The following is a 23,422-nucleotide window of genomic DNA, read 5'->3' on the forward strand; positions in this document are numbered from 1 at the left end:
TATTATATTACGTTTTAAGAAATAAATTACATATTGACTTAATTAAAAACACATGTTACCTTTAGGTCACACAATATATGTGACCTAAAGGTAACATGTAAATAAATATCGTAATACTATCAAGAAAGGATCATGTTATGGAAGACGAGCTTTCCACACTGTTTAAAGCGTTGGGACACCCTATTCGAAGAGGTATACTCGACATTTTAAAACAATCGCCAAAAACTACAGGTGAGTTAAAAGAATTCTTTCCTGATGTTTCTAGATATGCGATCATGAAACATTTAAATACTTTGCAGGAAGGAAATTTAGTCGTCATACGTAGAGAAGGAAAGTACAGACTTAATTATCTTAACGCTATACCACTACAGGAAATGTACAATCGCTGGGTGGGGAAATACATGAAAACAGCAGCGACTTCATTGTTAAATTTGAAATCGGTGACTGAACAAAAAGGAGGACACAAAGACATGAAAGCGATAGATCAAGCACGAGTATTCCGCATTGAACAAGAAGTATTAATCAACGCGCCGCGTGAGCGAGTATTTGAAGCGTTGACAGAAAATGTAGAGGATTGGTGGGAATTTCGTTTAGCACCAAAAGGAGTATCATCCAGATTTACGTTAGACCCTGTACCAGGAGGACAATTTATTGAAAAATGGGGTGAACGTGAAGGAGCCGTGTGGGGAAACGTTTACTATGCGAATGCTCCAGAGGAAATCCGTCTAATCGGTCATCTAGGTATGCAGGGGGCGGTGAATAGCTCATATACGTATCGCCTGCTAGAGAAAGGGGATAAAACAGTCTTGCAGCTTTCACATTCTGCATCTGGTATCATTGAAGATCACTGGGAGGAATCCCATATTGAAGGTTGGAAACACCTTCTTGAGACGAAGTTAAAAAAATATATAGAAGAGAATAAATAGTATTGTTCAGTCATGAATTAGAAGTGTGGAGGTAGTAGCACCTTTTATGTCTACGATGATAAAAAGAGTAAACAAGAAAGATATAAAAAAGATTAAGAGCAGTCTTGAGCGTAACAATAGCTAACTTCGTTTTTCATCTAAACTAAATTTGTTAAAGGATGAGTCACATGGAAAACAAAGTGATAATCGTAGAGGGAAAGAACGACCGGAAACGTGTACAGAAGGTTCTTGATGAACCTGTCGATGTGATTTGTACGTACGGTACATTAAGTGATGAAAAACTTGAGACGTTAATATTACCGATTGAAGATCTAGATGTTTATATTCTCGTTGATTCTGATGAGCCTGGTGAAAAATTACGAAAGCAATTAATGCATGAATTACCAAATGCTACCCATTTGTACACACAAAAGGAATATGGTCAAGTAGAGACAACTCCTTATTCTTATTTAGAAGTGGAATTGGGGAAATACTTTAATGTGAAAAATCAATTAATTTAGTTGAATGTATGATTTACCTTTCTTCTTTTTTGTTGGGACGAATGTTGTGGCTGAACTTCAGTATTATCCTCTGAAGTTCAGCCATTTTTTAAATGATATTTTCTCTACGAATTAAAATAATTCCGACCATGACTATAAGAATAAATTGTCCACTATGGCCCAGAAGATAAAATTCTGTTAAATGAATTACACCGGTAAAGACGAGCAGATCACGGACCATAAAGCCCGCCATCGCTAGGAAGCCGACTGCATAAAGTTTTGCTTCGGTACTTTTCATTAAGTTCCAAATGACAATGCCGAGTATAATAAGAACTTCAAATGCGGAGAGCTTTTCAAAAATGCCTTTAGTCAACGTAAAATAATCCGGGTTTATGATCGATAATAGGAACGCAAAAGTAGCTAACGTTAAATGGATTTGCCATAAACGACGGACAAACTTTTTATAACCAGGACCAAATAATTTATAAACAATTACGAGATCAAATGCGGATCTAAAAAAAACAGCAATCTGGAATACATAAATCCACAAATAAGGAATATCCATGATAAGCTGTTTAGAACCAGTAATACTAAATGAGTAAAGAGCAGCACAAAAGGCTGCAAAGGCAAAGGCAAAATATATTAGTTGAAATCGTTTAATCATAAAGAAAATGAAAGCAACTAAAGCAATAAAAAACTGGATCGCCCCAATTAGGATCTTATCAAAATCATCTTGAAACATTTTTGTTAAATAAGCGGAATGTGAGCCGACAGAAACTGCACCTGCAACACCAATCATATTTCCGTTAGAATATGACCGAATTGTAATTTCCTCAGAAGCAGATTCTTGGTCGAGAAGAATGAAGTGACGGCGGTTGTATCCTTTATAAGTGACGGTGTTAGCTTCAGGTATTTCACCGTACTGATAGATGAGCTCATCACCTTGAAAGACTTCGAATGTTCCATACATAAAAGAAATAAAAATAGCAGGATCTATCCAATCACCATCCGGGATGGAGTTACGTAAATATAAGATTTCACTTTCGTTTCGAGGTTCATCTAATTCTTTTACGTTTTCAGTTTTGTACCAACCATTTTGTGGAATTTCATGATCTTCTTCAATGGAATCAACCCATTGATACTCCCAACCATGTTCAAGCCTAAAAATAGAAGGAATGGACGAGTTTTCTTGGCTATATGTAGTGTAAGTAAAAAAGACCCAGTTTGAAATTAAAAATAAAAACAAAGATAGAATAGCTTTTGATTTCATGGTTTCCTCCAAATACGACAGTAAGGTTATTTACAAGGGTGGATGGACTGTGGTTCCGTTATTTGTGACAAAACTTTTTATTTTATTTTAAAGTAGAACGATAAGGAATACTATCATTTACTTTACTCCGTTATTTCATAAAATTTAAATACTATTTGCTTTTTCAAATTTTTTCTGTTATTCTAAGTAAGAATTATTTTTGTTCGGTCTGTAAGGAAAGAATAAGTTAAAACTTCTCGCCTTTGATTATTGAGCAACTATAGTATTAAATTGTGGTTAATATCCACATAGGAGGAAATAAACATGCAACAAGGTACAGTAAAATGGTTTAACGCAGAAAAAGGATTCGGTTTCATCGAAATTGAAGGTGGAGAAGACGTATTCGTACATTTCTCAGCAATCCAAGGCGAAGGATTTAAATCTTTAGAAGAAGGCCAAAAAGTTACTTTTGACACTGAACAAGGTCAACGTGGACTTCAAGCTACAAACGTAAACAAAGCATAATGATCAAAGGACCCTAAAAACTAGGGTCCTTTTTTTGATTATAAAAAAGACTGACTAATAAATGCCCCCCCCATTTGAATTCAAAAATATAGAGCTCATTAATAAATGAAAGTCTATATCTTCAGATTGAAGGATTTTGCATTTTAGTCAGCCTCAAGGACCAAACAGTAGTACAAGTGTTAAATGGTTAGATAAAGCATAACACAACATCTTTTAAATACCTATTAAAATTTGAAAATAATGAAAATCCCCTTATAATGAAAGAGTGAGAACGTAGAAAACTGGAAGAATAAGGAGAAAATAATGGATTCGGTAACTCATACGTTATTTGGTTTAACCTTATATGGGGCTACAAACAAAGAACACATGCCAAAGGAATTAAAAAGATCTGTATTTGTAGCTGCTGTTGCGGGGAGCTTAATTCCTGATATCGACGTCATATCGCAACTTTGGGATACAGAGGGCATGTATCAAATGTGGCATAGAGGAATAACGCACTCGATATTTTTAGTTCCTGTATGGGCGTTACTTATTTGGCTTGTATGTTTTCTCATATGGAAATCAAAAGATCGTAAAATTTTTTATATAGCTGCATTAGCTGTTTTTATACATAATACAAGCGATATTTTAAACGCATGGGGGACTGGATATTTTGAACCGTTCTCGTCTGTTAGGGTAGGATTTGGAACAATAGCTATTGTAGATATTGTCATTTGGCTAATTATGTTAGCTGGCTTTTTGTACGCCAAGATCAAGAAGGCAATACCCCATAAAGTGTATAAAATTGTTTGGACTATAATTGTCGCCCATGTCATCGTCCAATCGATACAAGGTTATATAATTTATCAGTCAACAGCGGATCAATACGAGCAACAAGCTTTAACGGCTAGGTTTATTCCAAGTCATTTTAAAGTTGCTGGAAAAAATGGATCAGATGTTGAAATATTACAAGGTAATATGTGGGGCGGTCTAGAAATGGTCGATCAGTTGATATCTCAAGATGAGGCAAATTTAGCTTTGTTGTTCCGTGAAAATCCTAGAGCTAAAACTCTTTATCAATGGTCTCCTTTTGTTGTTATAGTAGATGATGATGAAAGGTTAGGTATCTATGATCCGAGATTTTTTCGGATGGGTATCCCCTTTTTATATGAGTATATTGATAAGGAGGATTTGAAGTCTCTGGAACAGCGGTAGCGATGGGGAATGCAGCACCAATTAGACGGAGTTGCTATATTTTTAGAAGAGATGATGTCTAAAATAACGAAGTAAAATGAGTGAATCCGTAAAGAACAGATTTTTAAAATATGTCATTTTCTTTGCGTTTTAACCGGTTGTTAGATAAGAAGAGCATGTATACATATTAGCTAGAAATGGGGATATGAAATGATTCAACGTACAGTACTTGTCAAGTTTTCTGAAGCTACAACAGAGGAACAATTACAGGAAGTTGTAACTCGTTTTAAGGCACTAAAAAATCATTTGAAGGGCATTGTTGAATTACAAGCCGGCCGAAACATTTTAGAAAGAAATAAAGAATTCCAAATCGTATTAACCGTTCGCTTTGAAGACCAAGAAGCCTTAGATGCATATGTAGCGGACCCTGATCACCAAGCTCTTGCTAGATATATTAAAGAAGTAGGTAAAATAGATAGCATTGGAGTAGATTTTAAAATCTAAAGATTTAAGTAAAAAGAGCCCATATCGGGTTCTTTTTGCTGAAGGGATAGTAACGTAAAAACAAGTACCGAATTCATTTTATACATCATAGTTTCTAATGCTTAAATTTAGAGTGCAGTGGGTAATTTAAAATAATGAAAGTCTGAGAAGGGTTTAAAATAAAGAACATAAAACGAAATCTCTCTTAATTGTAAAATCAATCATAAGGATTTCAAATCATTAAAATAATAAAATCCAATTTGACTTATAGGAATAATATAGTACGATAAAATTAAGATTTTTGTTAAGAAAGAATTATTTTGTGAGGTGGATTTTGTTGCAACTTCAAGTCATGAACAGTCCGTTTAATCAGGAGCAGGTAGAGCTCCTTAATCGTCTTCTGCCAACTTTAACTGTTTCTCAAAAAATATGGCTGTGTGGTTATTTGGCTGCGACCCAGTCGGTTTCAGCACAAGTTCCAACTGAAGCACCAGTGCCAATTCCATCAACTAATGTGGCACCCCCTACTACTGAAACGCCAATTTTAAAAGACGTAACAATACTTTATGGTTCACAAACAGGGAACTCTCAGTCACTAGCTGTTAAATCAGGGAAAGCATTAGAAGAACGTGGATTTAACGTTACTCTTTCATCAATGAGTGACTTTAAACCAAATCAATTAAAAAAGGTCGATAATTTGCTCATTGTCGTAAGTACGCATGGTGAGGGAGAACCACCAGATAATGCTTTGTCGTTCCACGAGTTTTTACACGGAAGACGGGCACCGAAGCTTGATACACTTCGATTTTCTGTGTTGGCACTAGGAGATAGTTCCTATGAATTTTTCTGTCAAACAGGGAAAGATTTTGATCAGCGATTAGCAGAACTAGGTGGTACAAGACTTTACGATCGCGTAGATTGCGACCTTGATTTCGATGAGCCAGCTGCAGAATGGCTAGAAGGGGTTATTGCTGGTTTAAGTCAGGGAAATGGAAATACAGCAGCACCTGCTTCTACCGAAGATGTCTCTCCAGCTACTCCATCGGTGTATTCTCGAACGAATCCGTTTAAAGCGGAAGTGCTTGAAAACTTAAATTTGAATGGTCGTGGCTCAAATAAAGAAACACGTCATCTCGAATTATCGCTCGAGGGCTCTGGCCTCACCTATGAACCAGGTGACAGTATCGGGATATTTCCAGAAAATGACCCTGAACTTGTTGACGAGCTCTTAAAGGAAACGAAATGGGATCCAAATGAAAGGCTAACCGTAAGTAAGCAAGGAGATACTCTAACACTCCAGGAAGCCCTTCGATCCCATTATGAAATAACGAATTTAACAAAACCACTTCTTGAGCAAATCGCGAAACTGTCAACAAACGACAAGCTACAAGAACTTGTACAAAATACAGACAATCTAAAAAAGTATATAAGTGGTCGTGATCTCCTCGATTTAGTCCGTGACTACGGCACATGGGGGGAAACAGCGCAAGATTTCGTTTCAATTTTAAGAAAAATGCCTCCTAGACTTTATTCGATTGCAAGTAGTTTAGCAGCGAATCCGGAAGAGGTCCATTTAACGATCGGTGCTGTTCGCTATCAAACGCACGGGCGTGAACGAAAAGGAGTATGTTCGATTTTATGTGCAGAACGCCTCGAGCCAGGAGATACATTGCCGATTTTTATTCAGCATAATCAAAACTTCAAGCTCCCAGAAAGCCATGAAACTCCGGTCATTATGGTTGGTCCAGGTACAGGAGTGGCCCCATTTCGTTCATTTATGCAGGAGCGTGAGGAAGTCGGAGCCGAAGGAAAATCATGGATGTTCTTCGGAGATCAACATTTCGTGACAGATTTCTTATATCAAACGGAATGGCAAAAGTGGTTAAAAGATGGCGTACTCACAAAAATGGATGTAGCTTTTTCGCGTGATACCGATGAAAAAGTATACGTACAACACCGCATGCTTGAAAACAGTGAAGAGTTGTACGCTTGGCTGCAAGAGGGAGCAGTCTTCTATGTGTGTGGAGACGAAAAACATATGGCCCATGACGTCCACGAGACGCTCATAGAAATTGTTGAAAAAGAAGGCAACATGAGCCGAGAACAAGCAGAAGCGTACGTAGCGGAGATGCAACAACAAAAACGATATCAACGTGATGTATATTGATTGTGGAAGGAAAGGAGATATTTACATGGTGAATAAAACGTTAAGAGCACCCGACGGACCGCCAAGTGATGTCGAACGTATAAAAAGAGAGAGTGATTTTTTACGCGGAACGTTGAAAGAAACGATGCTTGATCGAATAAGTGCGGGGATTTCAGACGATGATAATCGTTTGATGAAGTTTCATGGTAGCTATTTACAAGATGATCGAGATCTTCGTAATGAGCGCCAGAAACAAAAACTAGAGCCTGCCTATCAATTTATGCTTCGTGTCCGTACTCCAGGCGGGGTAGCTACTCCAGATCAATGGCTGGTCATGGATGATTTAGCTCAGAAATACGGCAACGGCACATTAAAGCTTACAACACGTCAAGCTTTTCAAATGCACGGCATTCTAAAATGGAATATGAAACAAACAATACAAGAAATTCATGCATCACTCCTTGATACGATTGCTGCTTGTGGGGATGTTAACCGGAACGTAATGTGTAATCCGAATCCGGATCAATCCGAGGTTCATACTGAAGTCTTCAAATGGTCGAAACAATTAAGCGATGACTTATTACCCAGAACGAGAGCTTACCATGAACTGTGGCTCGATGAAGAAAAAGTGGTCGGCACTCCAGAAGTAGAAGAAGTCGAACCGATGTATGGCCCCTTATATTTACCAAGGAAATTTAAAATTGGTATTGCTGTTCCACCGTCGAATGATATTGATGTATTTTCACAAGACCTAGGGTATATTGCGATTGTAGAAAACGGAAAACTAATAGGGTTTAACGTAGCCATTGGCGGTGGTATGGGTATGAGCCATGGCGATAAAGAAACATATCCACAATTAGCTAAAGTGATTGGCTTCTGCACACCAGAACAAATCTATGATGTTGCTGAAAAAATTATTACAATACAGCGCGACTACGGAAATCGTTCGGAACGGAAAAATGCTCGCTTTAAATACACCGTTGATCGCCTTGGACTCGATAGCGTGAAGGCTGAACTAGAAAATCGACTCGGCTGGAACCTAAAGGAAGCAAAGCCGTTTCATTTTGACCACAATGGTGACCGATACGGATGGGTTAAAGGCGTGAAAGGAAGATGGCATTTTACACTTTTCGTTGAGGGTGGCCGTATCACGGATTACGACGATTACAAACTAATGAGCGGATTACGTGAAATTGCAAAAATTCATACCGGAGATTTCCGTTTAACGGCGAACCAAAATCTTGTCATTGCTAATGTTACGAGTCAAAAAAAGAAAAAAGTGAACGAACTGATTGAGCAATTTGGTCTAACCGATGGTAAACAATATAGTGCAATTCGCCGAAGTTCTTTGGCATGTGTTGCTTTGCCGACATGTGGTTTAGCGATGGCCGAGGCAGAACGTTATTTACCCGAACTAATTGATAAAATTGATACAATTGTCGGTGAGAATGGTATTCGCGACAAAGAAATTACGATCCGAATGACAGGCTGTCCAAATGGTTGCGCTCGCCATGCACTTGGTGAAATCGGCTTTATCGGCAAAGCACCTGGTAAATACAATATGTACCTTGGTGCAGCCTTTGACGGTAGTCGACTTAGTAAAATGTACCGCGAAAACATCGGGGAAGAAGAAATATTGAACGAATTAAGAGTTTTACTACCACGTTATGCAAAAGAGCGCAAAGAAGGTGAGCACTTCGGAGACTTTGTCATCCGTGCAGGTGTTATCAATGAAACAACTGATGGTACGAATTTTCATGAATAACGATAAGGCTTACGTATGAATTAACAAAATTTAATTGTAAAAATTAACCGAGTAGGAGACTGATAATAGGATTCCTACTTGGTTTTTTAGTGTATAGAGCTGTATGAACTGACAAATAAGAGATGAATGGTTGGACAAGTGTACAGTTTTAAATCATACAAAGGATGTCACTGAACTTTAGTCGATCCTGTGGTTATTTCAGGTATTTCTTCCCGTCTCTTTCCAAAACTATTGACAATAAGAACGCCAGAAAAAGCAATAATTCCACCAATTAATGCAAGGGTTGGCGGCCACTCTTGTAGCCAAATCCAAGCGACAAGTATAGCAATGGCTGGTTCAAGATACATCATACTCGCAACAGAACTAGCTTTACCAATAGAGAGTGCAACAGCCCAAGTGACATAAGCGATCGCGGCAGGAAAAATCCCCACATACAAAGCTGACAAATGCGCTTCAACGGAAGCGTTTTGAAGGGATGTTAATAATCCTGGTGAAAAAAATAAAAATGGAAGTGTGCCTGCACATGTAAAATAAGCTGTTAATTCAATTGGATGGTAACGAGATAACAGTTGTTTTTGAAGGACAAAAAACACGGACACGGCGATTGCTGAAATTAATACGAAAACGGCTCCCTTAGATAATGTTAGAGCTGGACCAGCAGACCCTAATGCAATACATATAATCCCCGTAAAACCAACCATCAGTCCAACCCACCCCATTATACTTATGCGTTCTTTTAAAATGAAAAGAGCAATGAGTGCTGTAAAAATAGGTGCTGCACCAATCAACATTCCTGCTGTGCCTGCGGTTATGGTTTCCATCCCAAATGTTACACCGATATGGTAAATACTAATTCCTATCCAGCCAAGAACTACAATTTTAATAAGATCTGCTTTTTTAGGTAAACTGAATTTCACTCCAGGCCACAGAGCTAACAGTATAAAAAAGAACGCTGATGCGATTAAATAGCGGACTAAAATCAAATGTCCTGGTTCATACCCACCTTGCAAGCTCGCACGGATAGCAGCAAAAGTTGAACCCCATATTAGAATTGTAAATAATGCCAGTAAAAAAGCCTTCATGTTCATTTAAAATCACTCCTTAAAACAGTACAGTAACGAATAGGAAATCAAAAAGATTAACTTGAAAATAATGTAAAAAATATAGTCTGGTCGTTAAATAAATAAAAACCAACCAATTTGCTTATTTACCAACGAACACTTCCTATTATATTTAGAGATTGATACAATGTCTTCAACTAGTAAAAGATATTAATGAATTTGAAGCCAAAAATCAATACATCCAGCTTGGAAAAAGTGAATTATCACATGATCTGTTTCCGTTACGCGAGATGCAACAATTGATGGAAACGTGGCCGCACAAATAACACCACTTAGTTATGAAGAACCTAGGGGAAATGAGCGATTACGAATAGCCATTTGTCGCTATTTAGAAACAAAAGGAATCTATACTTCGCCTTCTTCCATTTTAATTGTGTCTGGTGCATTGCAAGCCTTACAGCTTATTTCAATTGGACTATTAAGAAAGGGATCGACTATTTTTCTAGAAAGACCTTCTTACTTATTTTCACTGTCCATGTTTCAATCAGCTGAGATGAAGCTGAGTGGACTACCTATGGATGATGCTGGTCTCATCCCAAATGAAATTTTTAAACTTAAACATCAGAAAGAAAGTGCCGTCTTGTATACTATCCCAACATTTCACAATCCGACAGGTATATTAATGCGTGAAAAAAGACGCATAGAGCTCATGCGAATTTGTGAAAAAGAACAGATCCCGATCATTGAAGATAACGTATATGGAGATTTGTGGATCGATATGCCACCACCTGCACCACTAAAAACACTGGACAAATACGGGAGTGTGTTGTACCTCGGGAGCTTATCAAAAACATTAAGTCCAGGGTTGCGAATTGGTTGGATGGTAGGGCCCGAATCAGTGATTGAAAGACTTTCTGATTTAAAAATGCAAACCGATTATGGTTCGAGCTCATTATCTCAGAGGGTCGCTTTAGAGTGGTTTTCCAGTGGTTTATATGAAGAACATTTAAACAATGTAAGGGAACAGCTTAAAATCCGTAGAGAAGTTGCGATGCAAGCTCTTACAGATTACCTAAAAAGACTTGCTTCATGGTGTGAGCCAAAAGGTGGTTTCTTTATATGGGTAAAAGTTTCTAAACAGATGCAGAACAAACATCTATTTGAAAGAGCTTTGGCTGAAGGAGTTCTTCTTAATCCAGGAAATATTTATGCTAAAGAAGCGTATCAATATCTTCGCTTGTCCTATGCGTTTGCCCCTATCGATGAGATTAAAGAAGGCATTTATCGACTAGGTAAAATCATTCAATCAATGTGACGGTTTATATAAGGCAAAAAGTAACTGCACTATGATATTACTTTTATTTTTCAATTAGTTAATATTATTTACCGTTTTAATACATCTTCTTAAATAAGAAAAAGATGCTTGTAAAAATTGTATAAACTACAATATAAAGCTAAATCTATAAACAGAATCAAGAATGAGATAAAGGAGAATATATTGTGGAGCCAATTAAAGTAAATAACATGATTATCGATGAAGGATTTGAAATGGAAGAAGCGGTGACAGTATATATCACACACAATAATAAAGACTACAGCATTACGTTTAATAAAGCAGACCTTGAGCTAATCAATTCTTGGGTATTTGAAGAAGAAACATCTTTACCTGCGAACTTACCAGACAATATTATTGATTCAATAAGAGAAGATATTAAAAAAAGAATCTAGCTTCTTGTCTTAGTACGTTTTATCAAATATGGATAAATGTTTGAAGATACCGTTTCTGTTGTTGATTTAGAAACTTTAGACGAAATAAATCGTATAGAAGTTGGGGCGCATCCTAAAGGAATTTCTATTAACTAATGAAAGGCTTAAGGTTTAATAAGACCTTAAGCCTTTCACTATATGACATAATTACTTTTATAGGAGATTTTTGGTTTTACGAAATCGTACGGTTTAAAAGGCTCCAGACCCTCCACTGCCTTCACCTGTACCTCCGGTTGAACTAGAACTACTGCTATCTAGGAAGCTTCCTGCTTTTTAAGTTTTGACCTATTGACAGTCTTTTTACAAACATGATATATTTATCTCGAATTAAAGATACTTTAAACAAAGATAATTAAGGGTACCTTTTTTAAATAGCAACTACGTGTGATAGGGATGTGGTTGCAACGAGATGAAGTATCTGCAAACTAGTATTGGAATTAAAAATATCTCAACCATTCTATGGTTTTACTGGAGGATAAAATGAACGAATTAAAAGGATTACATCACGTAACAGCAATAACGAGTAGTGTAGAAAAGAATTACGAGTTCTTCACGTATGTATTAGGAATGCGACTCGTTAAAAAAACGGTGAACCAAGATGATATACAAACGTATCATTTATTCTTTGCCGATGACAAAGGAAGTCCAGGGACAGATATGACATTTTTTGATTTTCCTGGAATTCCAAAAGGCGTACACGGTACAAATGAAATTTCAAAAACATCATTTCGCGTACCAACCGATGCAGCTATAGAATATTGGGTCAATCGGTTTAACCGATTAGAAGTGAAGCATTTTGGTATTAAAGAACAGTTTGGTAAAAAGACATTGTCATTTGTTGATTTTGATGACCAGCAGTATCAATTGATTTCAGATGAAGGTAACGAGGGAGTTGCTCCAGGAACACCTTGGCAAAAAGGACCAATTCCATTAGAGTATGCTATTACAGGTCTGGGCCCACTTTTTGTTCGAGTTGCCAATTTTGATTTTTTCAAAGAAATGCTTGAGAAAGTGTTATTGTTTGAAGAAATTGATCAAGAAGGGTCATTCCATTTATTTGAAGTTAGTGAAGGAGGAAACGGAGCACAAGTAATTGTAGAGCATAATACTGTACTTCCACAAGCACGCCAAGGCTTTGGTACTGTTCACCATGCGGCATTTCGAGTAGAAGACCGCTCTGTGTTAGAAGAGTGGGATCAACGCTTACAAGGTTATGGGTTTCAAACATCTGGATTTGTGGATCGCTTTTTCTTTGGTTCCTTATATTCAAGAGTGGCTCCACAAATTTTATTTGAGTTTGCGACGGACGGTCCAGGATTTATGGGAGACGAGCCGTACGAAACATTAGGTGAAAAACTTTCGCTACCACCATTCTTAGAACCAAAACGAGAACAAATTGAACAATATGTTCGCCCGATTGACACTATTCGAAGTAATAAAGAATTTGTAAAAGAGTGAAAAGCACTGCCCATCGAAATATATTCGAATTTTGAATGAACTAAATGGTTCACTACTAGTAGAGATTATTTAAAAGAATATGTCTAACGAAATGAATTTCTCCCAATTAGTGAAGTATTACTTTCGATACGACAATAAACACTAGGAAATGATTCTTTTCCTAGTGTTTTAAATTTAGTTAAACAATGTCGTGTATACAATAAGGCTCTACAGTCCATGACCTACTAAAAAGTTCTCTTTTTTATACATATAACGGAACGAGAGTCATCAAAAATATAACTGATGTTGAAAGTAAATCACTAATTGATCATATTTTATTCTTATTTCATAAAAGCTACCTTGATAATCTCCCAGGTTAAATTGAAACCGAAAGCTACTCCTTAATCATTTGGTAAAGCTGAAACATGTCGTTTTGAGAAAATATTTTCGGTACAGGATATAGTGGGTTCGCTTCTTTCAATGCACGTTCTATCATTACAGGTAAATCATTGTCTACAATTCCATTTATTTTTTTAGGGATGTTCATGTCTTCATTCAGTTTTATTATAGCTGCTATAAACTTGTTTGCTTTTTCTTCAGTCGTATCCGATGGATTACCGATCTTTACTAAGTCAGCTAGTTCAGATAGTGGTATGTGTACCGATTTACCGTAATACTTGAGGACATATGGTAAGATAATCGCATTGGCTAATCCATGAGGAGTTCCATAGAAGCCACCGAGAGTATGTGCAATAGCATGTACATTACCAACATAGGCGCGGGTGAAAGCAAGTCCTGCTAAATAGGAAGCCTTTTGCATATTCATACGCGCCTGAATGTTTGATCCATTAACAAATGCTTCATATAGGTTTTCGAAAATCAATTGGATGGCAACTATACTGTACTGTCTAGTCTCTTTTGTATTACTTTTACCGATATACGCTTCAATTGCATGAGTCAATGCGTCCATACCAGTCGTTGCCGTAATAGGAGCTGGTAGCTTTTTTGTCAGTAATGGATCAAGAACCGCAACATCTGGAATAAGAACAGTATCATTAATCGCATATTTTTCATGCGTCTTGCTGTTTGAGATAACGGCAGCAAGTGTCACTTCACTTCCTGTTCCAGAAGTCGTCGGGACCGCAAAAAGCGGCGGAATTTCTTTTCTAACTTTTAAAACACCCTTCATCTGGTCCAGGCTCTTATCAGGTCTAGCAACACGTGCCCCGACAGCTTTTGCGCAATCCATTGGCGACCCTCCACCAAATGCAATTATTCCTTCACATTGATTTTCTTGATATTTTTTTAATGCTTCCTCAATATTATCAATGGTTGGGTTCGGAACAGTATCGTCATACAAAACAAAGCTCACACCTACAGACTCTAATCCTTCAACTAAAGTATCCAACAGTCCAAGGGAAGTAATTCCTTTATCTGTAACAATTAAAACACTATTAATCTCTTTACTTTTGATTAGATAGGGGAGATGACTCAATACATTTTCTCCTTCTAATAACTTAGGCATACGCCAAGGTAGAAAATGAGCAACCCATTTTAAGAATCGTTGATATACTCTGCAATAAAGCTCGTTCAACATATTACCTCCTTGTCTACGGAAAGCAAGAAAATGATTAGCACCTTAGTAAATTAAATTAGTGAATTAATCATACATTTACTAGATTATTATTACTAAAAAATCATCAAAAGACCAAAAATGTGAGCAAACCAACGAATGCACAAATAAGAATTTCTCCTAAAAGATGTAATATCCTTTTTATAGTACTCTATTAAAAACTACTTGATTTCAGGAACAGGTCAAAACGGTTATGAATAGAGAAGCACCCTCCCAATATTCTCGAGCAACAAAAATGCTGTTCCGTATGAAGGAGAAACCTTCAGTTAATTCTCTTTAGATACAATTAATTACAAATAGGTACATTTTGAGTTGCTTATTTTTTGAGATGGCATTTTGTTTCACTTTTGTTAAAATGAAATATGAAATAAAATTTATATTTTACATAACAATAATGAAAAGGGTGTTTTCATGGATTTTTTACAAGCAAAACAATTAATACAAGAAAGAAGAAGTGTTCGAAAATTTCAAGATAAATCAGTAGATATACAAGATATTATAGATATTATGGACTGTGCCAGATATGCTCCTTCTGATACGAACTCACAAACATGGGAGTTTGTCGTCATTACAAATAAAGATAAAATTAAAAAAATCGAAGAGATGACGTGGGAGGCACTTCATATAAAGGCCGAGGAAGCGACGGAAAAGGGATTAGATAAGCCAGCAAAACTTCTCGTTCGTTCTTTCGGGCCTTATGCGACGGCATTCTCAGGTGCACCCGTCTTAATCATTTGTTTAGCAACTCCTTACGAATCTAAATTCAAAGAAAAAATCTTTGATCCAATTGGATTTGTAGAAGAGGATGTATGGGCAGAAGAAGGGATTAAAAGTAGTTGCTTAGCTGCGCAAAACCTAATGTTAGCGGCACACGCAAAAGGATTAGGTACATGCCCTATGACAGGACCTGTTTTACTAGCACAAGATAAGCTTCGTGAGTATTTAAACATAGAAACTCACAAAGAAATTAACATGGTCATTTCATTAGGGCATCCAACTGAGCAGCCGAAAAAAATGGCTCGAAAACCTGTAGATGACATCGTTACGATTGTTGAATAAAGCTAGTTATTGTGGCTCAGCAATACATTTGAAATGGAAAAAGATTTTGTAATTAAAAATCTAATATTCATCTAAATGGGCGTAAGAGCTGCTTCGGCAGCTCTTTTTGTTTTTTTACAGATGACCTATCAATTTTTAATTCAGAAAATTTTATACCAGTCAGTATAAAATTTTAAAGAAAGAAAGAGGGATTACCTTTTATGAATAGAAATTAATTAAAGGGTAGTTAATTTAGAAATATTTTTCATCAATATCATTTAATAATTGTAGCAGCTAAGTCACAATATGCTACGAAGAAAACAACTTTGGCCTAAGTAGAATCAGGCTGATTTTAATACGTATTGGATACTGTGAAATTCAATTTGAAGAGAAACCCTTTAAAAGTGAAAGGAGTTTGTTTATGGTCAATCATACCGAAGTAAAAATACTTAAAAACTTTATAAATGGTGAGTGGGTCGAAGCAAAAACCAATCAAGTGGAAGAAGTTTTTAATCCAGCAACAGGGGAAGTGATAGCGAACGTTCCGATCTCTACATATGAAGATTTAGATCAAGCGGCTAAAATTGCGAAAAAAGCTTTCAAAGAGTGGAAAAACGTTCCTGTTCCTAAAAGAGCACGTATCTTATTTCGCTATCAACAGCTTCTCATTGAACATTGGGAAGAACTTGCTCAGCTCATAACAGCAGAAAATGGTAAAAGCTATGATGATGCTTACGGAGAGGTGCAGCGCGGGATTGAGTGTGTTGAATTTGCTGCAGGCGTTCCGACGTTAATGATGGGCGAACAACTTCCTGACATTGCAAGTGGAATCGAATCGGGAATGTACCGTTATCCAGTTGGGGTTGTCGGTGGGATCACTCCTTTCAATTTTCCGATGATGGTTCCTTGTTGGATGTTCCCGTTAGCTGTTGCATGTGGAAATACGTTCATACTAAAGCCTTCCGAACGAACTCCTCTATTAGCAAACCGCTTAGCTGAATTATTTAAAGAAGCAGGACTACCTAATGGGGTACTAAATGTAGTACATGGTGCTCATGATGTCGTCAATGGGATTTTAAATCACAAGGATATTAAAGCGGTTTCATTTGTCGGTTCACAGCCTGTAGCCGAATATGTTTATAAAACAGCCGCTGCCAATGGAAAGCGTGTGCAAGCATTAGCTGGAGCGAAAAATCATTCAATCGTTATGCCTGATGCGGATTTAGATCTTGCGGTTACTAATATTATTGGTGCAGCATTTGGTTCTGCTGGAGAACGTTGTATGGCTTGTGCGGTAGTTGTTGCGGTTGGAGATGTTGCCGACGAACTGATTGTTCGTTTGAAGCAGGCAGCCGATGATATTAAAATCGGCAATGGCAATGACCAAGAGGTAACGCTTGGTCCTGTCATCCGTGATTCACATCGTAATCGAACGATCCAATATATTGAGCACGGTGAAAAAGAAGGAGCAGCGTTAATTCGAGATGGTCGACAAGATAAAGTTAGTGAGGATGGGTACTTCGTAGGCCCAACGATTTTCGATCACGTCAACCCAGATATGAAAATTTGGCAAGATGAAATTTTTGCACCAGTTCTATCTGTCGTTCGGGTAAAAGATCTAGATGAAGCAATTGAAATCGCAAATCAATCTGAATTTGCAAATGGTGCTTGTTTATATACCGATAGTTCGAAAGCGATCCGCACCTTCCGTGAAGACATCGATGCTGGGATGCTCGGCGTTAACTTAGGGGTCCCTGCGCCAATGGCATTTTTCCCGTTTTCAGGTTATAAAAATTCGTTCTATGGCGACCTCCACGCGAATGGAAAAGATGGAGTTGCGTTTTATACCCGTAAGAAAATGCTAACAGCTCGATACTAAACAACAGGTAGAAGAAGGGAAAGTGAAGGCTATACGCTGTAAATAACCTCCCTTCTTCTATCAAAAAGATGATAGAGGAGATTATATTTATGAATGAAGCTAGTGTTTTATTTGAAGTAGAAAATAAAGTAGGTTGGATTCGTTTAAATCGACCAAAGGTCATTAATTCACTAAACGCAGAAATGGTTGAAATTCTGAACCGTCAGCTACAGGAGTGGAAAGATGATCCAACGGTCTATTTAGTTTGTATTAGCGGAGAAGGAACGAAAGGGTTATGTGCGGGTGGAGACATGCGCACCTTATATGATCTTAGAGATTCTAATGTTTTAGATATGGCTCGCAATTTTTTTTCAACTGAATACGCGATGGATTTGCTGATTCACCGTTATCCAAAACCTGTTCTCGTCAATATGGATGGGATTGTTATGGGTGGTGGGGTCGGATTATCTGTCGGTGCGTCTCATCGTATTGTAACAGAGAAAACAAAATGGGCGATGCCTGAGATGAATATTGGTTTTTTTCCAGACGTGGGTGCGAGTTATTTTTTAAATCAAATGCCTGGATATACAGGTCGTTATTTAGCCCTTACAGCAGGGATTATTAAAGCTTCAGATGTATTATATGCTGGAACCGCTGATTATTATATGAATAGTGAAGATTTACTTCAATTGAAAATGGATCTTTTGAATACGAACTGGTCAGAAACGAGTGTCGATGAACAATTGTTGGTCTTATTAAAAAAATATAGTCAACCACTTAATGTATCAACTTCGAATTTGGCGACTTCTCAAGAAAAGATTAATCAACATTTCTCTTTTAACACAATGGAAGAAATTGTGTCTTCATTGCAAATTGAAGCAAACAACGGAGATGAATGGGCAAAAGATACACTAAATATTCTTTTGTCGAAGTCACCAACCTCATTAAAGGTAACGCTGAGACAGTTAATGCAAGGTGAAAAACAATCGCTCGTTGATTGCTTCAAAATGGAATTTGTGTTGGGTATGAACTTTATGAGTCTTCATGACTTTTATGAAGGTGTCCGTGCTGTACTCGTTGATAAAGATCGATCGCCAAATTGGCAACCATCGAAAATTAACGACGTGTCAGAGGAGACAGTGTTAGCGTTCTTTACATGGGCAGAAGATGAAGAGTTATTAAAAAAGTTTGATGCAAAAGCATAATAAAGCTCTTACCGTTTTCGATCGTGTCATATGATCATGTTTTTCTATGGTCGAATGTAAGGTAAAGAAACGAGTTTCGCTAGTATGAGTAAGGGAGTTGGTACATTAATGAACGCTTTTTCGAGTGTTTACATGCCAAGAGCAATCTTTTATGGACGAGAATCTCTAAAGACCGTTGGAAAAGAGGCAAAGTCAAGAGGAACTCATGCTTTAATAATCAGTGACCAAATTATGAAAGACCTCGGTTATGTAAATCAATGCATTGACTTTTTAGAAGAAGAAAATATCTCGTATACGACGTATCTCGAGGTTAACACGGAACCTACAGATACTTTTGTTGAAGCAGGATTAGCTCGATTAAAAGAAAAAAACTGCGACATCGTTATTGCCTTAGGAGGAGGAAGTTGTATTGATACAGCTAAAGCTGTCGCAGTACTTGCAACGAATGAAGGTGATATTAGTGAGTACATGGGCAATAACAGGGTTGCAACAGAAAAGCCGTTACCACTCATCGCAATCCCGACAACAGCTGGAACTGGATCAGAAGCTACTGATGTAACGGTTATTACGAATACGAAAAACGATGTGAAAATGATGATCAAACAGTCTGCCTTTTTACCCGAAGTTGCGATTGTCGACCCATTACTTACGCTTTCTTCACCTAAATCAGTGACTGCTGCGACAGGCGTAGATGCACTATGCCATGCAGTCGAGGCATTTATTTCAAAAAAATCACACCCGTTTACAGATAACATGGCTTTATCAGCGATTAAATTAATCTTTGAAAATATACATGAAGTCTATGAAAATGGCGATAACCTTTCAGCAAGAGAAAATATGGCGTTAGCCTCGTTACAGGCAGGAGCGGCCTTTTCGAATGCTTCAGTCTGCTTAGTTCATGGTATGTCAAGACCGATTGGGGCATTATTTCATGTTCCACACGGGGTATCGAATGCAATGTTATTACCGGCCGTAATCGAATTTACTAAAGAGGAATGTATTGATCAGCTTGCTGAAATTGGATTAGTTATTAATCCTGATTTAAAAGGAAGTCCAAAAGAAGTTATTGCAGAAACAGTCGTAAAAGAAGTAAAGAAACTTTGTGTGGACTTAAACATCCCGAATATGAAGCAGTGGGGGATTGAGCAACCTGCTTTGGAAAAAGTTGTTCATAAAATGGCGGATGACGCGATCGCTAGTGGAAGTCCAGCGAATAACCCTAAAGTACCTGAAGCGCATGAAATTGTAGAATTATATTACCGTTGCTATGACTATAATGTGCAGGAGGAACTAAATACTCCTTAAATTAAATACAATAAGGGGTAGATTACTAATTATTGAGGGCAACCGAATGTTATTAATAATGTTAAAAGGTTGAGATTGTTGCATTTAGCTATTGGACCGTTAACCAAGCGAAAGCTTGGTTCTTCACGCTTTGGCGTGAAGCCTTTGAATATAAATCAGCCAGATGGACAAATGAATTTGTCCATTAGGGCTGATTTATGTTCAAAAAACAGTCCAATAGCAACAAAGTTTACGAAAACAGCTTTAAAAAAAATAGGCTCAGTTATATATCTGAGCCCATAATTCTTAATACTATTTTCCAAGCAAAGCCATTAATCCTTTATAGATAAGGAATAAAGAAAATACTAAAATAGCTAATACACCAACAGTAGTCGAAACAGGTTCAAACCCCGCTAAAAAAGTTCCTTCTACAGGCATACGAACTAAAGCGAAGCCTGCTAAAACGCTTGCTAACATTAATAAAATAAGTCGATCCATTCAAATTCCCCCCCTTCACAATAATGATATGTCCAAAAATGTAAAGGGTTACAAAAATAGGTAAAAGGACAGCTATGCCGTTACTGTGATTGTTACATTTAATCAAAATTTACGGAGAATTAACCGGTTATTTCAATTTTTCTCCCACTTAACCGAACGAGATAGGACAATAAAACGCTCTTTATTGATTGAACAAGTATATAAGGATGAAAAAATATGCTTTTAAGCAACAAGAAGTTCTATAAATATTGGTGTATCGGGGATGATATAAGTATGGTGAAGTATATAAAACCTATCTTTCTTGCTATAAAAAGTCAAATTTTAAAAATAGGGTGCTAATTCAAATGGCTTTATCTATTTCTATTACAATAACCATTATTATTTTACACATATTTTTTGTTCAAAAGAAGAAACTATCGTTTTTACAAAATTCTATTGTATTTATGGTTATGGTATTAATAATAAGAAATTACCTGACTATCATGAATATGGAATTGAACCTGATAAAAACGACAGAAAACCACATATTATTTGTGTATTTTCTTATTCAACGTGAAATTATAATACCTATTCTAACTCTTATATTTGTAAATACCTATCTGCAAACTTTCTCTTGGAAGGGCAAAACGTTTCTTTTTATAGGGATATTTTCTATTTTGTACGGAATAAACTATCTTGCTATTTACTTTGAAATAATAAAATTTGTTCAATGGAATTTTTTTAATTCAGTAATTATAGATATTTTGTACCTCATCATTAGTTTAGCGGTCGCTAAAATCGTATTATTCTTACAACACGGGGAGAGTAAGAAGAATGACAATCGTTTATGATAATGCATTTAATTGGAATGAGTGGTTTATCATTATAAGTATTATATCGTTAAGTATCCTAGTTTGGATAACACCAAAGATTTTTTCACTGTTGGAGGGGACCGCTTTTTTTATTTATGGTATTTATATTGGTTTGTTTTTTGATCATACCATTAGTATTCAACCATGGGATTTTTATGATGTGAATGACAGTTCAGAATATCAAGTAATGGACTTTTTAAGTTATCTTATGTACGGCCCTTATAGTTACTTTTTTATTTATTTCTACGTTAAGCTAAGAATTAAAGGTTTTATGAATATTTTGTATGTTTTAATCTGGACCAGTTTTTCCTTACTGATGGAATGGTTCACATTAAAAATAGGAATTTTTCATTTCGATAAAGGATATAAAATGTATTGGTCTATCCCCATTTATATGTTAGTACAGAGTTTATTAATTGTTTATTTTCACGTGATAAAAAGGAGTAAGAGTGGTTGTAAAATAGGATAGCGCACATATCGTAATTAATTTTACTTTACATATTCTCTATTTGTTTTTTGCAAATTAGTTTTTATTATAGGATCCAAATCAACTTTTGTTATTTTAAAAAAGTTTTTATAACTCCGACTTTAAAATACTATAATTAAAATGAGATATTACTAGCATGTAGAACGTTATTATTCCAACTCATAAAAATATTGTGATATAGAGTTAAAAGTTATTGAATAGTCTGGTAATTACTTATATAATAGTTACATACTAACCGGTCAGTACAGAACGTATAAAACGGATTTTCTTTTATTAATAGGTAAAAGTCAAAAAACATTTTTAGAGGTGAAAGCTTATGAGACTTAAAGGAAAAGTTGCAGTTGTAACAGATGGAGGAGGGATAGGTCGTGCAACCTCGTTGCTCTTTGCAAATGAAGGAGCCAAGGTTGTCGTGTTAGATATTAATATTGAAAACGCTTTAAAAAACAGTAGAACTAATTAAAAGAACATCAGGAGAAGCCAACGGTATCCAAGCAGATATATAGCATTTTAATATAAAGTTTATAAGAAAAAAGGGGATGTTATGATGAAGGCTATTCAATTTCATAAGTACGGGAAACCAGAAGTTTTAAAAGTAGTAGATATTCCAATTCCCTCAATAAAAAAAGGGCATGTTCTTGTCCAAATCAAGGCAGCTGGTGTAAATTTTGCAGATACAGCAAGACGTTATGGACAATATTTAGAAAAGACTCCACTTCCCTACATCCCTGGAGCGGAGGTTTCTGGTGTAATAACAGAAGCTTCTCCTGATGTAACTGATTTTATGGTTGGAGATCGTGTTGTTGCATTAACAAATCACGGTGGCTATGCCGAATACATTTCTATTCATGAATCACAGCTCGTCCCCATACCGGATCAAGTAGATTTTAACGAAGCTGCTGCCATATTAGGGCAAGGAGTTTCTGCTTACCATATTTTAAAAACATCTGGACAAATGAAACAAGGTGAATCTGTTCTAGTCCACGCAGCTGCTGGTGGGGTAGGTACATTAGCTGTGCAACTAGCTAAAATCATGGGAGCTGGGAAAGTTATCGCTACAGCAAGCAACTTTGAAAAACTGGAACTAGCCTCTTCTTTAGGTGCTGACACTGTGATAAATTACACAGAAGAAGATTGGCATAAACAGGTACTTTCCAATACTGACGGTAAGGGTGTAGATATTGTCCTTGAAATGGTAGGTGGTGATATATTTAAGAACAGCTTGAAGTGTCTCTCGATAAATGGTCGCCTAGTAATCTATGGACGGGCGGGAGGTCAGGTAACAGAATTTGATCCAGCTATATTAATGCAACGAAATGTCAGTGTAGTCGGATTTTGGTTAGTTCATATTTTAAAAGAGACTAAACTATATAAAGAAAGTGTAAAAGAATTACTGAGTTATATAGGTCAACGGAAATTAAAGTTAATCATTGGCAAAACGATGCAGCTAGAAGATGCTGAAAAGGCCCATCAATTAATAGAAGGACGTAAAACAATTGGAAAGCTCGTTTTAAACCCGTAAAGTGCGAAGACATGTGCAAAATGAGGGGAAGTGAT

General features: G+C 36.7%; 20 protein-coding genes and 1 pseudogene. 17 read left to right on the top strand and 4 right to left on the bottom strand.

Annotation, left to right across the window (positions count from 1 at the left end; translation table 11 throughout):
* Positions 1-137: 137 nt before the first annotated feature.
* A complete protein-coding gene (locus J0N78_RS02100; RefSeq protein WP_209121333.1) occupies positions 138-926 on the top strand; it encodes an SRPBCC domain-containing protein in 789 nt (262 codons plus the stop codon).
* Between the two features lie 167 nt (positions 927-1,093).
* Complete coding sequence (locus J0N78_RS02105) at positions 1,094-1,426, top strand: ribonuclease M5 (protein WP_209121334.1); 333 nt, start codon at positions 1,094-1,096, stop codon at positions 1,424-1,426.
* Positions 1,427-1,514: 88 nt separating this feature from the next.
* On the opposite strand, the gene J0N78_RS02110 is transcribed toward J0N78_RS02105, so the two are convergent.
* Positions 1,515-2,675, bottom strand: a complete 1,161-nt coding sequence (locus J0N78_RS02110) for a hypothetical protein (protein ID WP_209121335.1) — start codon at positions 2,673-2,675, stop codon at positions 1,515-1,517.
* Between the two features lie 303 nt (positions 2,676-2,978).
* On the opposite strand from J0N78_RS02110, the gene J0N78_RS02115 reads away from it, so the two are divergent.
* From J0N78_RS02115 to cysI, 5 genes are all read left to right on the top strand, one after another.
* Positions 2,979-3,179 (top strand): cold-shock protein, encoded by a 201-nt coding sequence (locus J0N78_RS02115; RefSeq protein WP_209121336.1) that lies wholly within the window; start codon positions 2,979-2,981, stop codon positions 3,177-3,179.
* A gap of 303 nt (positions 3,180-3,482) precedes the next feature.
* Positions 3,483-4,373, top strand: coding sequence for a metal-dependent hydrolase (locus tag J0N78_RS02120; RefSeq protein WP_209121337.1), 891 nt, complete (start codon positions 3,483-3,485; stop codon positions 4,371-4,373).
* 189 nt (positions 4,374-4,562) lie between these two features.
* On the top strand, positions 4,563-4,856 hold the full coding sequence (locus J0N78_RS02125) for a Dabb family protein (protein ID WP_209121338.1): 294 nt from the start codon (positions 4,563-4,565) through the stop codon (positions 4,854-4,856).
* 316 nt (positions 4,857-5,172) lie between these two features.
* Entirely contained in the window at positions 5,173-7,002 is a 1,830-nt protein-coding gene (locus J0N78_RS02130; protein ID WP_209121339.1) for an assimilatory sulfite reductase (NADPH) flavoprotein subunit, read from the top strand.
* Between the two features lie 25 nt (positions 7,003-7,027).
* Positions 7,028-8,746, top strand: coding sequence for an assimilatory sulfite reductase (NADPH) hemoprotein subunit (gene cysI, locus J0N78_RS02135; protein WP_209121340.1), 1,719 nt, complete (start codon positions 7,028-7,030; stop codon positions 8,744-8,746).
* 167 nt (positions 8,747-8,913) lie between these two features.
* On the opposite strand, the gene J0N78_RS02140 is transcribed toward cysI, so the two are convergent.
* Positions 8,914-9,834: a DMT family transporter gene (locus J0N78_RS02140; RefSeq protein ID WP_209121341.1), complete on the bottom strand. Its 921-nt coding sequence runs from the start codon at positions 9,832-9,834 to the stop codon at positions 8,914-8,916.
* 212 nt (positions 9,835-10,046) lie between these two features.
* On the opposite strand from J0N78_RS02140, the pseudogene J0N78_RS02145 reads away from it, so the two are divergent.
* The 4 genes and pseudogenes from J0N78_RS02145 to J0N78_RS02160 form a co-directional block, all read left to right on the top strand.
* Positions 10,047-11,122: pseudogene (locus tag J0N78_RS02145) on the top strand (aminotransferase-like domain-containing protein); the annotation flags it as partial.
* 185 nt (positions 11,123-11,307) lie between these two features.
* Complete coding sequence (locus J0N78_RS02150; RefSeq protein ID WP_209121342.1) at positions 11,308-11,535, top strand: hypothetical protein; 228 nt, start codon at positions 11,308-11,310, stop codon at positions 11,533-11,535.
* Between the two features lie 36 nt (positions 11,536-11,571).
* The gene (locus J0N78_RS02155) at positions 11,572-11,670 is read left to right on the top strand and encodes a hypothetical protein (protein ID WP_209121343.1); all 99 of its coding nucleotides are present in this window, start codon (positions 11,572-11,574) and stop codon (positions 11,668-11,670) included.
* Positions 11,671-12,054: 384 nt separating this feature from the next.
* Complete coding sequence (locus J0N78_RS02160) at positions 12,055-13,032, top strand: ring-cleaving dioxygenase (RefSeq protein WP_209121344.1); 978 nt, start codon at positions 12,055-12,057, stop codon at positions 13,030-13,032.
* A 373-nt stretch (positions 13,033-13,405) separates the two neighbouring features.
* Here the strand turns inward: J0N78_RS02160 and J0N78_RS02165 are convergent, their stop codons facing one another.
* Positions 13,406-14,605 carry an iron-containing alcohol dehydrogenase gene (locus J0N78_RS02165; protein WP_247747058.1) on the bottom strand — a complete coding sequence of 400 codons (1,200 nt, stop codon included), beginning with the start codon at positions 14,603-14,605 and terminating at the stop codon, positions 13,406-13,408.
* Positions 14,606-15,055: 450 nt separating this feature from the next.
* On the opposite strand from J0N78_RS02165, the gene J0N78_RS02170 reads away from it, so the two are divergent.
* The 4 genes from J0N78_RS02170 to J0N78_RS02185 all read left to right on the top strand — a co-directional run bounded on the left by J0N78_RS02170 (position 15,056) and on the right by J0N78_RS02185 (position 20,050).
* Positions 15,056-15,703, top strand: a complete 648-nt coding sequence (locus tag J0N78_RS02170) for a nitroreductase family protein (protein WP_209121346.1) — start codon at positions 15,056-15,058, stop codon at positions 15,701-15,703.
* Positions 15,704-16,103: 400 nt separating this feature from the next.
* Positions 16,104-17,561: a CoA-acylating methylmalonate-semialdehyde dehydrogenase gene (locus J0N78_RS02175; protein WP_209121347.1), complete on the top strand. Its 1,458-nt coding sequence runs from the start codon at positions 16,104-16,106 to the stop codon at positions 17,559-17,561.
* Positions 17,562-17,650: 89 nt separating this feature from the next.
* Positions 17,651-18,745 carry an enoyl-CoA hydratase/isomerase family protein gene (locus J0N78_RS02180; RefSeq protein ID WP_209121348.1) on the top strand — a complete coding sequence of 365 codons (1,095 nt, stop codon included), beginning with the start codon at positions 17,651-17,653 and terminating at the stop codon, positions 18,743-18,745.
* A 108-nt stretch (positions 18,746-18,853) separates the two neighbouring features.
* Positions 18,854-20,050: an iron-containing alcohol dehydrogenase gene (locus tag J0N78_RS02185; protein WP_209121349.1), complete on the top strand. Its 1,197-nt coding sequence runs from the start codon at positions 18,854-18,856 to the stop codon at positions 20,048-20,050.
* 291 nt (positions 20,051-20,341) lie between these two features.
* On the opposite strand, the gene J0N78_RS02190 is transcribed toward J0N78_RS02185, so the two are convergent.
* The gene (locus J0N78_RS02190) at positions 20,342-20,527 is read right to left on the bottom strand and encodes a hypothetical protein (protein WP_209121350.1); all 186 of its coding nucleotides are present in this window, start codon (positions 20,525-20,527) and stop codon (positions 20,342-20,344) included.
* A gap of 1,654 nt (positions 20,528-22,181) precedes the next feature.
* On the opposite strand from J0N78_RS02190, the gene J0N78_RS02195 reads away from it, so the two are divergent.
* Positions 22,182-22,328, top strand: coding sequence for a short-chain dehydrogenase (locus J0N78_RS02195; RefSeq protein WP_209121351.1), 147 nt, complete (start codon positions 22,182-22,184; stop codon positions 22,326-22,328).
* A gap of 84 nt (positions 22,329-22,412) precedes the next feature.
* Positions 22,413-23,387 (top strand): quinone oxidoreductase family protein, encoded by a 975-nt coding sequence (locus J0N78_RS02200; RefSeq protein ID WP_209121352.1) that lies wholly within the window; start codon positions 22,413-22,415, stop codon positions 23,385-23,387.
* Positions 23,388-23,422: the final 35 nt, after the last annotated feature.

The organism is Alkalihalobacillus sp. BA299, assembly GCF_017745675.1.
In the GTDB taxonomy this organism is placed as follows: Bacteria; Bacillota; Bacilli; order Bacillales; family Bacillaceae_F; genus Alkalihalobacterium.

Excerpts from the sequence above, each read along its gene's own strand:
- J0N78_RS02100 (WP_209121333.1), top strand. The coding sequence starts at position 138 with ATGGAAGACGAGCTTTCCACACTGTTTAAAGCGTTGGGACACCCTATT.
- J0N78_RS02105 (WP_209121334.1), top strand. The coding sequence starts at position 1,094 with ATGGAAAACAAAGTGATAATCGTAGAGGGAAAGAACGACCGGAAACGT.
- J0N78_RS02110 (WP_209121335.1), bottom strand. The coding sequence starts at position 2,675 with ATGAAATCAAAAGCTATTCTATCTTTGTTTTTATTTTTAATTTCAAAC.
- J0N78_RS02115 (WP_209121336.1), top strand. The coding sequence starts at position 2,979 with ATGCAACAAGGTACAGTAAAATGGTTTAACGCAGAAAAAGGATTCGGT.
- J0N78_RS02120 (WP_209121337.1), top strand. The coding sequence starts at position 3,483 with ATGGATTCGGTAACTCATACGTTATTTGGTTTAACCTTATATGGGGCT.
- J0N78_RS02125 (WP_209121338.1), top strand. The coding sequence starts at position 4,563 with ATGATTCAACGTACAGTACTTGTCAAGTTTTCTGAAGCTACAACAGAG.
- cysI (WP_209121340.1), top strand. The coding sequence starts at position 7,028 with ATGGTGAATAAAACGTTAAGAGCACCCGACGGACCGCCAAGTGATGTC.
- J0N78_RS02140 (WP_209121341.1), bottom strand. The coding sequence starts at position 9,834 with ATGAACATGAAGGCTTTTTTACTGGCATTATTTACAATTCTAATATGG.
- J0N78_RS02155 (WP_209121343.1), top strand. The coding sequence starts at position 11,572 with ATGTTTGAAGATACCGTTTCTGTTGTTGATTTAGAAACTTTAGACGAA.
- J0N78_RS02160 (WP_209121344.1), top strand. The coding sequence starts at position 12,055 with ATGAACGAATTAAAAGGATTACATCACGTAACAGCAATAACGAGTAGT.
- J0N78_RS02170 (WP_209121346.1), top strand. The coding sequence starts at position 15,056 with ATGGATTTTTTACAAGCAAAACAATTAATACAAGAAAGAAGAAGTGTT.
- J0N78_RS02175 (WP_209121347.1), top strand. The coding sequence starts at position 16,104 with ATGGTCAATCATACCGAAGTAAAAATACTTAAAAACTTTATAAATGGT.
- J0N78_RS02180 (WP_209121348.1), top strand. The coding sequence starts at position 17,651 with ATGAATGAAGCTAGTGTTTTATTTGAAGTAGAAAATAAAGTAGGTTGG.
- J0N78_RS02185 (WP_209121349.1), top strand. The coding sequence starts at position 18,854 with ATGAACGCTTTTTCGAGTGTTTACATGCCAAGAGCAATCTTTTATGGA.
- J0N78_RS02190 (WP_209121350.1), bottom strand. The coding sequence starts at position 20,527 with ATGGATCGACTTATTTTATTAATGTTAGCAAGCGTTTTAGCAGGCTTC.
- J0N78_RS02195 (WP_209121351.1), top strand. The coding sequence starts at position 22,182 with ATGAGACTTAAAGGAAAAGTTGCAGTTGTAACAGATGGAGGAGGGATA.
- J0N78_RS02200 (WP_209121352.1), top strand. The coding sequence starts at position 22,413 with ATGAAGGCTATTCAATTTCATAAGTACGGGAAACCAGAAGTTTTAAAA.